13 protein-coding genes and 1 pseudogene are annotated in these 12,163 nt (G+C 58.2%); 7 read left to right on the forward strand and 7 right to left on the reverse strand.

Annotated features, from left to right (window positions below; all coding sequences use genetic code 11):
• Window positions 1-77: 77 nt before the first annotated feature.
• The gene (locus H2O65_RS00090) at window positions 78-1,913 is read left to right on the forward strand and encodes a glycoside hydrolase family 2 protein (protein WP_220458754.1); all 1,836 of its coding nucleotides are present in this window, start codon (window positions 78-80) and stop codon (window positions 1,911-1,913) included.
• Here H2O65_RS00090 and H2O65_RS00095 read toward each other — a convergent pair.
• From H2O65_RS00095 to H2O65_RS00115, 5 genes are all read right to left on the reverse strand, one after another.
• Complete coding sequence (locus H2O65_RS00095) at window positions 1,887-2,708, reverse strand: amino acid ABC transporter permease (RefSeq protein WP_182141616.1); 822 nt, start codon at window positions 2,706-2,708, stop codon at window positions 1,887-1,889. The genes H2O65_RS00090 and H2O65_RS00095 overlap by 27 nt on opposite strands.
• Window positions 2,705-3,346 carry an amino acid ABC transporter permease gene (locus H2O65_RS00100; protein ID WP_182141617.1) on the reverse strand — a complete coding sequence of 214 codons (642 nt, stop codon included), beginning with the start codon at window positions 3,344-3,346 and terminating at the stop codon, window positions 2,705-2,707. The genes H2O65_RS00095 and H2O65_RS00100 overlap by 4 nt, the downstream gene beginning before the upstream one ends.
• 40 nt (window positions 3,347-3,386) lie before the next feature.
• Entirely contained in the window at window positions 3,387-4,382 is a 996-nt protein-coding gene (locus H2O65_RS00105) for a glutamate ABC transporter substrate-binding protein (RefSeq protein ID WP_182141618.1), read from the reverse strand.
• Window positions 4,383-4,542: 160 nt separating this feature from the next.
• Complete coding sequence (locus tag H2O65_RS00110; protein ID WP_182141619.1) at window positions 4,543-5,328, reverse strand: gamma-glutamyl-gamma-aminobutyrate hydrolase family protein; 786 nt, start codon at window positions 5,326-5,328, stop codon at window positions 4,543-4,545.
• A gap of 59 nt (window positions 5,329-5,387) precedes the next feature.
• Window positions 5,388-6,149, reverse strand: a complete 762-nt coding sequence (locus H2O65_RS00115) for an amino acid ABC transporter ATP-binding protein (protein WP_182141620.1) — start codon at window positions 6,147-6,149, stop codon at window positions 5,388-5,390.
• Window positions 6,150-6,284: 135 nt separating this feature from the next.
• On the opposite strand from H2O65_RS00115, the gene H2O65_RS00120 reads away from it, so the two are divergent.
• Window positions 6,285-7,664 (forward strand): NAD(P)/FAD-dependent oxidoreductase, encoded by a 1,380-nt coding sequence (locus H2O65_RS00120; RefSeq protein WP_182141621.1) that lies wholly within the window; start codon window positions 6,285-6,287, stop codon window positions 7,662-7,664.
• Between the two features lie 59 nt (window positions 7,665-7,723).
• On the opposite strand, the gene H2O65_RS00125 is transcribed toward H2O65_RS00120, so the two are convergent.
• Window positions 7,724-8,197, reverse strand: a complete 474-nt coding sequence (locus H2O65_RS00125; protein ID WP_182141622.1) for a hypothetical protein — start codon at window positions 8,195-8,197, stop codon at window positions 7,724-7,726.
• A gap of 163 nt (window positions 8,198-8,360) precedes the next feature.
• Here H2O65_RS00125 and H2O65_RS00130 point away from each other — a divergent pair, with 163 nt between their 5' ends.
• The 4 genes and pseudogenes from H2O65_RS00130 to H2O65_RS00140 all read left to right on the forward strand — a co-directional run bounded on the left by H2O65_RS00130 (window position 8,361) and on the right by H2O65_RS00140 (window position 10,942).
• Window positions 8,361-9,431, forward strand: a complete 1,071-nt coding sequence (locus H2O65_RS00130) for an NAD(P)-dependent alcohol dehydrogenase (protein WP_182141623.1) — start codon at window positions 8,361-8,363, stop codon at window positions 9,429-9,431.
• Window positions 9,432-9,484: 53 nt separating this feature from the next.
• Window positions 9,485-10,009, forward strand: a complete 525-nt coding sequence (locus H2O65_RS00135) for a peptidylprolyl isomerase (protein WP_182141624.1) — start codon at window positions 9,485-9,487, stop codon at window positions 10,007-10,009.
• 96 nt (window positions 10,010-10,105) lie between these two features.
• A pseudogene (locus tag H2O65_RS10575) lies at window positions 10,106-10,171 on the forward strand (B-box zinc finger protein); the annotation flags it as partial.
• A gap of 33 nt (window positions 10,172-10,204) precedes the next feature.
• Entirely contained in the window at window positions 10,205-10,942 is a 738-nt protein-coding gene (locus H2O65_RS00140) for a rhomboid family intramembrane serine protease (protein ID WP_259349526.1), read from the forward strand.
• 124 nt (window positions 10,943-11,066) lie between these two features.
• Here H2O65_RS00140 and H2O65_RS00145 read toward each other — a convergent pair whose 3' ends face one another.
• The gene (locus H2O65_RS00145; protein ID WP_182141626.1) at window positions 11,067-11,333 is read right to left on the reverse strand and encodes a cell division protein CrgA; all 267 of its coding nucleotides are present in this window, start codon (window positions 11,331-11,333) and stop codon (window positions 11,067-11,069) included.
• A gap of 137 nt (window positions 11,334-11,470) precedes the next feature.
• Between H2O65_RS00145 and H2O65_RS00150 the strand changes: the two genes are divergently transcribed.
• Window positions 11,471-12,163 carry a DUF881 domain-containing protein gene (locus H2O65_RS00150; RefSeq protein ID WP_259349527.1) on the forward strand — a complete coding sequence of 231 codons (693 nt, stop codon included), beginning with the start codon at window positions 11,471-11,473 and terminating at the stop codon, window positions 12,161-12,163.

The raw sequence follows: 12,163 nt of genomic DNA on the forward strand, positions 1-12,163 counted from the left end.
ACACAGTCAGATGCTCCGCGCAAGGAACTTGAGACGGTAGCGTTGCTACAACAACAAATGTGAAGGAAGTGGGCGGTGTGGTCGAAGTGATGTTGACCGCGTGGGGTGAGCAATTGGATTCGCTCAACCCTTTACCGGACTACCCACGCCCCCAGATGGTGCGCGCCGACTGGACAAACTTGAACGGGCCCTGGAAGTACGCCATTGTTGACAGTCAGGAAGACGCCGTAGGCCCGATGACGGCGCCCGATTGGCAGGGTGAGATCATTGTTCCGTTCTCTCCCGAGGTGCCGCTGTCCGGGGTAAACCGGACGCTGATGCCTTCACAAACCCTCTGGTACCAGCGGACATTTACCGTCGAGGACGGTGCGGTGGATGGACGCCACCGCGTCCTCCTGCACTTTGGGGCAGTTGATCAAAGTTGCCGTGTTGCCGTCGATGGTGTCGAGGTCGGGGGCAACATCGGTGGCTATCTACCCTTTACCATCGACATCACGGACGCACTTTCTCCTCATGCCTCCAGTCCCACAGAGCACACGGTGACCGTGGCGGTTCGGGATGTCACAGACACCTCCTACTTCGCAACGGGAAAGCAGTCGTCCACACCGGGCGGCATTTGGTACACCCCGCAGTCCGGGATCTGGCAGACCGTGTGGATTGAGGTTGTTCCGGACGCCCACATCCACAAGCTCGTTTTCACCCCAGGTTTGGACAGTGTGGAGGTGACGGTGGTTGCCGGTGGCGAAGGAACGGCCCGACTGCAGATTGGCGCGCCAGCCCTATATCGAGACGGTTTGCACTCTTCCACACCGCGCGGGGAAAGCGACCTCGATGTGGATATCCCCGTCAATGAGCCGACTGTTGTCCCAGTGGTGAATCCACAGTGGTGGTCCCCAGAGAATCCATTCCTCTACCCTGTGCGGGTCACTTACGACGAGGACGAAGTCACCTCATACTTCGCACTACGCACCCTGGGGGTGGGCGAGCGGGAGGACGGTCATCCCGCCCTCCTCCTCAACGGCGAACCCTACTTCGCGGTCGGCCTCCTGGACCAGGGATACTGGCCCGATGGTGGATACACTGCCCCCGCTGACGAAGCCCTCATCTTCGACATCACCACCGCCAAAGACATGGGCTACAACATGCTGCGCAAGCACATCAAGGTTGAGCCACAGCGCTGGTATCACAACTGTGATCGCCTGGGGATGCTGGTGTGGCAAGACGCGGTCAATGGGGGGCGACCGCCACGCAAATCACTGCAGGTCAGTCGCGCCGTTGTACCCTACTGGCTTCCCGACCGCCCCACGCGACTGCTGGGGCGCCAGGACAGCGACGGGCTGCGCATGTTCGCGGCGGAACTGGCTGACATGATCGAGCTGCTCTACTCGACGCCCTCTGTCGTCATGTGGGTGCCGTTCAATGAGGGATGGGGTCAGTTCGATGCCGCCCTCGTCGCCGAAATGGTCCGCGGTCTGGATCCGACCCGGCCTGTGGATCACGCTTCTGGGTGGTTTGACCAGGGCGGGGGCGACCTGTTTTCCCGTCATGTCTACTTCCGACCTCCGACGATGGTGGGACGAGGGCGACCGGCGAGCGACAGACGCGTCCTCGCCCTCACCGAATACGGGGGGCTGGGGTTGGCTATTGCCAATCACAGGTGGGGTGGGTCGACGTTTGGCTACCAAAACTACCCGGACGAGGCCGCTCTGGCCGCCGCATTCACCAAGCTTCACGCCGTGGATCTGCCCAAGGTTGTCAGCCGGGGGCTGGGTGCAACGGTGTACACGCAGTTAAGTGACGTGGAAGAAGAGGTCAATGGCCTGCTCACCTACGACAGGCGCGTCCTCAAAATCCCGGCGGAGACGGTGTGTGCGCTGAACAAAGGTCTACGCGAGCGAGCGGCCGGGCTGTAGGTAGCGCCGTTGCTGGCGCTTGCTCCACCGGTCGGCCGTGCGGGTGATTGCCACGTTGACCACGATGAACACGAGCGTTACCAGCAGATAGGTTTGGATGAGGTCTCCGGTGTTGGAAACCAAGACCTTCGCGCTGTACTGGAGCTCGCTGTAGGACACGACGTAACCCAGGGTTGTGTCTTTGATGAGGATGGCAACCTGTGCCAACAGGGACGGCATCACCAGGCGAAGCGCTTGCGGGAACACTACGTAGCGCAGGGTCTGCGCACGGGTCAGCCCCAGGGCCTCCGCGGCCTCGGTCTGCCCGCGTGGGAGAGCCAGGATGCCTGCGCGGAACACCTCGGCAATCGTCGCGCCGGAGCAGAGACCGATGGGGATCACCAGTTTCCAGTACAGGTCGGGGTTGATTCCATATTTGGGGAGAGCAATGAAGAAAATATAGATCAGCAGAAGCAGTGGGATTGAGCGGAAGAACTCAATGATTGCCGTCCCAATCCAGCGCACCCAGGTTGTTGGGGACAGGCGCAGGAGGGCGAGGGCGACACCCAGAGGAAGCGCTATCGCAGCGGAGCCGGCCGCCGCAAGAAGTGTGTTTCCTAAGCCGTTTAGCAGGTAGCGGATGATGGGCCACGTCGTGAAGACTTCCCACTTCTCAGGAGCCAGCTGTCCATTGACGCCAAACAGGTAGATCGCATAGCCGATCGCCGCTGCAATGAGAAGCGTTGACGCCACCGTGATGGCGCGGATGCGTGCCTGTGCTTTGGGGCCGGGCGCGTCGAACAGAATGGTACTCATCGCAGCACCCGCAACTTACGTTCGAGTCGGTCGCCGACGGCACCCGCGCCCAGGGAGATAACAAGGTAGATGATTGCGGCGACCATGAAGGTCATGAGGCCCCGGGCCTCCCTGTTATTGATGTAGGTCACTGTCGCAGTGAGGTCCATGACGCCGACTGTGCCCGCCAGGGAGGACGATAGGAAGATCCCTATGAAGGTGGTAACAAGCGGCTGCACCATCGAACGGAATGCTTGGGGAAGTACCACGTAGCGAACGGTTCCAGTGAAGCCCAAACCCAGTGAGCGGGCCGCCTCGATTTGGCCCGCAGGAACCGAGTTGATGCCGGCACGCAAAGACTCACAGATGAAGGCGCCACCGACCAGACTCATGGAGATGATGACGGAGTTGTTGTAGCTCCACATCAGCCCAATTTCGGGCAGGGCATAAACCACCACGATGATGAGGCTCAGCAGTGGGACGTTACGGAAGATGTCGACGTAGATCAGCCCGACCGCGCGCAGGGGTGCGATCGGGCTGATCCGAAAGATGGCCATGACGGTCCCGACAAGCATCGCAAACAAGAAACTCAGCACAGTTAGTTGCAGAGTTACTAGGAGCCCTTCAAAGAAGAGATCGCGATATTGCCATAGGACCACGATTGGAACCTATCTCGTTGTCGTTACACGGGAGGGGCGGCTAGTTACCTGCCGAACCGATCGCCGGCGCGGTTGGCTCTGTCAAAACACCGGTCATCTCGCCAATTGTTGCGTGCCACAGTGCCAGCCAGGTCCCGTCGCTGAAGATGGTCTCAAGCCACTCATTGATGAAGGTAGTGCCGTCCGTGTCGGCTTGTACACCGATTCCGTACAGGTCTTCATCGCCGAACGGTTCGCCAACAATCATCAGGTCGTCGTTCTGTGAAACTGCATTGAGCAATAGCGTCTGGTCGATGACGTAGGCATCAGCTCGACCCTGCTTGAGAGCCTCAACTGCCTGTGCATGATCGGGCAGTGCTAGGACTTCGGCCTCGGGAGCGAACTCCTCGATGGTTGTCACACCGGTGGAACCCGCCTGAGTGACTACTGTTTTGCCCGCCAGATCTTCCACACTGTGGATATCCGTGTTGTCAGACTTCACCAGCACAGCGGAAGCAGAGGAGTAGTAGGGGCCTGCAAAGTCGATCCGCTCCTTGCGCTCGGGGGTGATTGAGTAGGTAGCGATGACGACATCCACCTGGCCATTGACCAGGAGTTCCTCGCGTGTATCAACACTGACCTGCGTCAGTGAGGTCTTGGTCGCATCCCCGAAGATGTATCGCGCTAGAAGCTGTGACATTCCGGCATCGAAGCCAATCACTTTGCCGGTGACCGGATCTAGCTTTGAGAAGAGGTCGGATGTTTCCGTGCCTCCGACGCGGAGTACGCCGGACTCTTTCACTTTGGTGGCCCACTCTGAAGCCGCAATGGTGGCTTCGTCGGCAACAGGTCCGAGGTTAACGACCTCGTCATACGTGGCGTTGCCACTGTCGAATGCACCCGAAGGCTCCACGGAACCAGACTCAGCGCTCTGTCCGGACGCGGGAGTCTCTGTGGATGTGCCGCCTGAGCAGGCAGATAGGATGAGGGCGGAAGCCGCCATGGCAGCCGCAATAGGGGCAAAACGTCGCCTGCGGGTTATTGTCGTCGTGGTCATTTCTTCTCCTTACCGCTGCACAAGGTTTTGCCTGCACAGACTGGTTGATTAACAAATGTAGGCGTAGAAGGTGGCGCTAGAGGGGGTTGTCCATCGTCAGCGAAACACGCGCTTGCCATTTGGCGGGCCAGCGTCGGCCCCAAATGTGGGATGCGCAGGCTCAAGCAGCGAGTGTGTGCGAACAGCTAGAACACATTCGCTCAAGCAAACACTGAAGCCCACCCTGGTCCGCATCCGGATCTTCCGGGTGCCATTGCACGCCGACCACAGGAGCGGACACGTGTTCAATGGCTTCGATTGTCCCGTCGTCGGCTGTCGCCGTGACCGCAAGATCGGATCCGAGGCGAGAGACCGCCTGGTGGTGTGCGCTGTGAATCATGGTGCGCAGTCCGCCATCCAGGGATACGGGATCGGCCGTGGGGCATGAACCCAATGCGGTGGCTAAGCGTGAACCCGCGGCAATGTTCACCGTGTGCCTAGCGAACTCGAAGTCCTTCATGAGGTCCGGGCTGGAATGGCCTGGATTGTCGCTGATGTCCTGGGTCAGTGTTCCCGACATTGCGACGTTCAGGGCTTGCATTCCCCGGCAAATCCCCAGGGTCGGAGTGTGGGTTGCAACTGCCCGACGGATGAGGGCGAGTTGCGCTCGGTCACTGCGGGGGAAGTGCTCGGTAGCGTTTTCGTAGCGGCTCTGCCCGTTGTAGAAACGGGGAGAAAGGTCCGGTCCGCCCATGATGACGAGGGCGTCTGCCGTGGAAAGCTTGTGAAGGGCCTTGCGAGGTCCGTCCTCTTCACCCCATGAAATCACCGTGTTCCAGCGATCCGCAGCCCGTTCGATGATTGAACCAAGCAGGCGCAGTGTCAACTCAGCTTCACGCGGATCATCGGAGCGATGCAGTGCAACGCCCGAAATCAGCAGTGTAGGACGAAAGTCTGAGGTTTCCACAAGACAGAAAACTACCAGGAACTCTCTACCCAGGGGAAGACGTCCAAATGTTGAATCGGCTAGTGGGGGAGAATGCGGGAAAGAAACTCCTTTGCCCGCTCCGACTTGGGGTTGTCGAAGAACTCGTTTGGCGTGGCCTCTTCAACAATCTTCCCGTCGGCCATGAACACCAGGGAATCCCCGGCCTTGCGCGCAAAACCCATCTCGTGGGTGACAACGACCATGGTCATTCCGCCGGCGGCCAGCCCCTCCATCACGTCGATAACCTCGGTGATCATTTCGGGGTCGAGGGCGGATGTGGGTTCATCGAACAACATCACCTTGGGGTGCATGGCCAGAGCGCGTGCGATGGCGGCTCGCTGCTGTTGGCCTCCCGAGAGCTGTGCGGGCAGCTTCTGCGCCTGGTCGGCGAGCCCAACCCGGGTCAGCAGCTCCATTGCCTCCGCTTCAGCCTGGTCCTTCTTCATCCCCTTCACCTTGATGGGCCCGAGAGTCACGTTATCCAAGACCGACATGTGAGAGAACAGGTTGAAGGATTGGAAGACCATTCCGACCTCGGACCGAAGGTTTGCTAGAGCCTTGCCTTCATCAGGTAGCACTTCACCATCGATGAGGATCTCTCCGGAGGTGATGGTTTCAAGACGGTTAATTGCCCGGCACAGGGTGGACTTTCCAGAACCGGACGGGCCGATGACAACGACGACCTCGCCGGGATTGACGGTGAGTGAGACGTCGTCCAACGCCATGAAGTCCCCGTAGTGTTTGGTGACGTTGCGAACTTGCACAACCGGCTCAACGCCCGGTCTTGTCGTTGCGCTCATCGAAATCCTTCTTCCCGTGAAAGCCCTCACGCCATAATTGCACAGCAGTCATCATCACACAGCATAGGAAAGGCAACCCTAAGTTAGTAGCCTGGGAACGGGTGCGCAGATCGCGCAACCCGATTGGGAGGAACTGTGGGCAAGCACCGTGTTGTAATCGTTGGTTCGGGATTTGGTGGGTTGTTTGCGGCCCGCTACCTGGCAAAGGCGGATGTGCAGGTCAAACTGATTTCCAAGGTGGGGCATCACCTTTTCCAGCCACTTCTCTATCAGGTCGCCACCGGAATTCTCTCCCAGGGTGAGATTGCCCCGGCAACGCGTGAGATCCTCAAGCGGCAACGCAACGCACAGGTTGTTTTGGGGACCGTCGAGGACGTTGACCCGGACAAGAAGGTTGTCTACTGGCGCAACTACGGCCGCCAGAAGGCCACACCCTACGACACGTTGATTATTGCTGCCGGGGTTGGCCAGTCCTACTTCGGCAACGACCACTTTTCGACCTTTGCGCCCGGGATGAAGACCATTGATGACGCGCTAGAACTGCGTGCGCGGATATTTGCCGCGTTTGAGCAGGCCGAGGTGGAGGACGATCCAGAGAAGATCAAGAAGCTGCTGACCTTCGTGGTTGTGGGAGCCGGTCCGACAGGCGTGGAGATCGCCGGACAGATCCGCGAGTTGGCGGTGCACACCCTGAAGCATGAGTTCCGCAACATCAATCCCAGTGACTCGCGGGTTCTCTTGGTCGAGGGCGGCCCGCACCCACTTCCCACCTTCGGTAAGGAGCTTGGTGCACGCACGGTTGAGGCACTCGACAAGTTGGGTGTGGAATTCCGCGGTAACACCTTTGTAACTGACATCGATGCGGACTCCGTAACGATGAAGAACAAGGTCGGCAACCACGAGGTGCTACCCAGTGCCTGCAAGGTCTGGGCGGCTGGGGTGCAGGGACCACCCCTTGCGAAGGTCCTTTCTGAAAGGACCGGTGTAACCCTTGATCGAGCTGGCCGCGTGCAGGTTAAGCCGGATCTGACTGTGAGTGGCTACCCTGACATCTTTGTCATAGGGGACATGATGAGCTTGGAGGGAGTTCCGGGGGTCGCCCAGGGAGCGATTCAGGCGGCACGATTTGCGACTGACAAGATCAAGGCTCGCCTGGCGGGGATCTCCCCCAAGCGAACCACATTTGGGTACCGCGACAAGGGGTCGATGGCAACGATTGCTCGTTCACAGGCAGTGGCCAGCATCGGCGATCTTCAGTTGGATGGTTTCCCCGCATGGACGGCGTGGTTGGGGTTGCACATCCTCTACATCACGGGCTTCAAGTCCAGGGTCTCGACACTGTTCCACTGGGGGGTCAGTTTCGCGTCGCAGGCGCGGTCGGAGCGAACCTCAACAAACCAGCAGCTGGTCGGACGCCTAGCCATCGCGGAACTTGGGCGTGGGGGATCAACCCGGTTGGTTCGCGGTGAAAGCCCCTTGGAGGTGTACGAGGCCGCTTTGTCCCAAGATGACTAAGAGGATGGCCCCCTCACCAGACTGGTTAGTCGGAAAGGGGACCACTTCTATGGTTCAGGCTACTTTTCTTCGTCAGCTGCCTCTTCGGCTGCTTCCTCTACGGCCTCTTCCGCAAGTGCTTCTTCGATGGCCTCCACCAGAGCCTCATCGAGTGCAGCATCAGCATCTACCTCGGCCTCGGCGTCCTCGTCCCGCAGGTCAACCCAGTATTCCTCAGCCCAGGGATCCTCAACGGGGCGCGAACGGCGCCACAGCAGGTAGGCAATCCCGCCCGCACCGGCGGCTGCTAGCGACCAGCCAAGCGCCTTCCGCCCACCGTGAGAGGACTTCGCCTTGGAGTGCTTCTCTAGGTTGGAAAGCGCGGCTTCGCCGTGTGCTTCCAAGTCATCCAACTTGCTCTTTGTCGCGTCTAGGGTCTTCTGTGCCACGGGGACACCTACCTCGATCGCCTTCTCAGCAACAGCCTCCGCGGCTTCCGCAGCGTTGGTCAGTATCTCCGATGCCTTCACTTTGAGTTCTTCTACGTCCCGCATTTTCGCCCTCGCTGTTCGTAAGCGTTTACATTCCCTACCTAAGTTAGTCTGGTTCGTCACGTCTCGCTACCTAAAGGGAGTGGATATTCATTTCTACATGAATCCACATACGTCGCAGTGCGGCTAGCATGGGGAAAAATAGCGTCCCAACACAGGAGTTGCCATGTCCAAGGTTCGTGCTTACGCGTGCAATGACACTTCGTCACAGTTTCACCCCCACACCATTGAACTTTCAGATCCGGGGCCCAAGGACGTCCTGTTTGACGTCAAATACGCGGGGATCTGCCACTCTGATATTCATACAGCTCGTGGGGAGTGGGGCCCGCAGAAGTATCCGCTCGTGCCGGGGCATGAGATTGCCGGAGTCGTCACCGCGGTCGGCGACCAAGTTACGAAATTCGCCATTGGCGATCATATCGGTGTGGGGTGCATGACCGGTTCGTGTCTGTCCGACCCGGATACGTCCGAGGACGAAATATGCGAGCAGTGCGCTGCGGGACATGAGAACTTCTGTGTCGGAAGCGGCACCCTGTGGACGTATGGTGACGACAGGGACGGTAACCCGACGGCTGGTGGCTACTCCCAGACATTCAAAGTTGATGAACGCTTCGGGTTGAAGATCCCCGATTCCATCCCCCTGGATACCGCAGCCCCTCTGCTGTGTGCCGGCATCACCACGTACTCTCCGCTGAAGCGGTGGGGTGCTGGACCCGGAAAGAAAGTTGCAGTCGTGGGGATGGGAGGCTTGGGGCACATGGGCGTGCAGTTAGCAGCCGCGATGGGTGCCGACGTTTCCGTGATCTCGCAGACCCGGGCAAAGGAAGAGGACGCTCGCAGGCTGGGTGCCAGTAGCTTTTATGCTTCAAGTGAAGAGGGAACCCTGCGTTCTCTGCGCAACACCTTTGACATTATTCTCTGCACGGTTTCAGCCTCTGACTTCGACTACAACTCTTACTTTGCTGCACTGAAGGCGTTCGGAGTTTTTGTGAATGTCGGTCTCCCGGAGGATCCGGCAACAATAGATCTCAACGCGCTCATATCTGGCGATAAAGTACTTGCCGGATCCAACATAGGTGGAATCCCCGTCACCCAGGAGATGCTCGACTTCTGCGCAGAGCACAACATTGCATCTGTAGTGGAAGTCATTGGGGGAGACGATATCACGCAGGCCTACGACAACGTTGTGAATTCAAAGGTCCGCTACCGTTACGTCATCGACACGGCGACGTTCTAGTCAGCCCGCGTAGACTGGTGACGAACTTTAACCACCAGAAGGTAGAGGACGAAATGCAGACTGCAGTAATTCACACCAGCATGGGTGACATCCGAGTAGAGCTTTACCCGGCACAGGCCCCCACCACAGTTAAGAACTTTGTTGGGCTCGCAAAAGGTGAGCGGGAATGGACCGACTCCGCTTCCGGATCCAAGACCTCCCGTCCGCTCTATGACGGAACGATCTTCCACCGTGTTATCCCTAACTTCATGATTCAGGGCGGGGACCCGGAAGGTACGGGCATGGGCGGCCCCGGCTACCAGTTCAATGATGAGATTTCGCCGGAACTGACCTTCTCCGAACCCTACTTGCTGGCAATGGCAAACGCTGGAAAGCGTTTTGGTAAGGGCACGAATGGTTCGCAGTTCTTCATTACTGTTGCGCCAACACCGTGGCTGAATGGAAAGCACACGATTTTTGGCAAGGTCATCGATGAGGATTCGAAGGCGCTGGTTGACGCCATCTCAAACGTTGCGACAGGTGCTCAGGATCGTCCGGTTACACCCGTGGTCATTGAGAGCATTGAAGTAGAGGACTAGGAGAGGGCTTCACCGCTGGGCCTCCCGAGAGTCTGTAGGTAGAGAATGAGTGAAATCCCCAGGTTTGGACAACGGTCAACGTCACCGCGCCAAGAGATGTGTCCGAAGCATCCCGGGCGTCCGGCCGTAGCGTTCTGTAAACGTTGCAACCGCCCAACATGTCAGGATTGCACGATTCCGACCGAGGTCGGTTCTGTGTGCGTTGACTGTGCAGGTCCGGGGGCAAAGCAGAGGTTTCGAAGGGTTTCCCTAGCGGGGACACAGTTCGCGGGAGCTCCCGTAACCCTGGCGTTGGTCATCATCAACGTGGTGATGTTTGTTGTCCAAGAGGTCTGGTCGGGGGCATTTCAGGTTCTTGCCATGTCGCCTTTGGCGGCTTACATGGAGCCGTGGCGTCTACTCACCACCACCTTCCTCCATTCTGGGCTCTGGCACATCCTCTTCAATATGCTGATGTTGTACATCTTGGGGTCGGCTGTGGAAAGAGCAGTGGGGCACTGGAAGTTTGCTTCCATTTACCTCTTCAGTGCTCTGGTCGGCTCAATGGCCATTATCGCCTGGGTCTTTGTCAGTCCTGAGACCATCACTCAGGCAACCATCGGAGCGTCAGGCGCTATCTACGGATTGTTTGGCGCAGTGTTCATTGCGCACCGTAGGTCCGGAATGTCGACCTCGGGGATCCTCGTGCTCTTGGGGATAAACCTGGCATACGCGTTGATTGTGCCAGGGATTTCCTGGCAGGCCCATATCGGTGGTTTCCTAGGGGGCCTGCTAGCTACAGCCGTGTATATGTGGGTTGTTGACTTGACGCGCGGCCCAAGGCGCTCGCAACGAACACTTTGGGAGGTCGTTGCTACGGTCGGGCTTTTTGGGGCTTTCGCAATTGGTACTTGGGGACTGTATGCAGTACTTATCCCCAGCCTGCTTGGTTGACGGTCCGCGGTCTGGCGCGGCCAAGCGGTGTTTACATCGATGTAGTTATCCCCACCTGTGGAAACGGGTGGGGATAACTATTTATCCCTGGGGATAAATGGCTGCTCTTGGGTTGAGCGGGCCGCTAACGCCACTTCAATGTCATGAGGAAACCAGCCATCATCAGAGCGATTCCAATTGCCATGTTGCCCCAGCCAATGCCTGGGATTGGGTAAAGGGTTCCCGAGAAGTAGTAGATGACGAGCCAGACAAGACCCACGATCATCAGCGTAATGAAGGTTGGTGCCCACCAGGATGGACTAAGGGGGATACCCTTCGTCCAGCTATCTGGAACATCTTCTTGGTCGACCATCTTCTGACGGTCGTTGTCCTTCTTCTTTGACTCAGCCACTTTTCCTCCGTCTGCACCGCTGCCTCACGACTTTCGCTTGGAGCCTTCCCATAGACTAGTATCTGCACTACTTTTCAACCAAGCGGGATGACTCTTACCACGTCAAGTTCGCCCTCCAGTACCGGAAAGGGGTCGTGATGCAGGCGAAGCATACGACGACGGTGCTGGTGGTAACCGTTATGGCAGGACTACTCTTCGGGATTTCTGCATCAAACGCGCGGGAGCAGGGTTCACTTGCTGAAACCGACCTTGCAGGCCTCGTAGCTCAGCAGCAGAATGCCGTCGTGGATCTGGAAGAATTTGTTGACGGATTGCGACGGCAGCAAGACGATTTGGTTGCCTTTCAGATTCCAGCAGCACCGGAGCAGAGTGCCATTCTGGCATTGCGTGGGGAGTTGGTGGGTCCGGGACTAACGGTGATACTGGATGATGCTCCAGTGGATTTTCAACTGGAAGATTCCGTCAGCGTCAATGACGCTGTTGTCCACCAGCAGGATGTTGATGCGGTCATGAACGCATTGTGGCTCGGCGGAGCAGAGGCCATGTCAGTGCAGGGTATTCGCATCACGGCCAGCACTCCAGTTAGGTGCGTTGGCAATGTAATTCTGGTGGGTGTGCGGTCATTTGCGCCCCCCTACAGGATCACGGCGATCGGAAACGTTGCGGGGATGACCGCAGCTCTGGACGGAGACGAATCGGTTAGGCTCTATCGAGAAGATGCGGCGCGGTACCAGATGGGCTGGGACGTTACTGTCGCTGATCGCGTAACTGTTCCGGCAGCAAATGAGCTCTCGTCACTGCAGTTCGCAAGCATTGAGAAAGGAAGCTAG

The sequence above is a fragment of the Schaalia sp. JY-X169 genome (assembly GCF_014069575.1).
In the GTDB taxonomy this organism is placed as follows: Bacteria; Actinomycetota; Actinomycetes; order Actinomycetales; family Actinomycetaceae; genus Scrofimicrobium.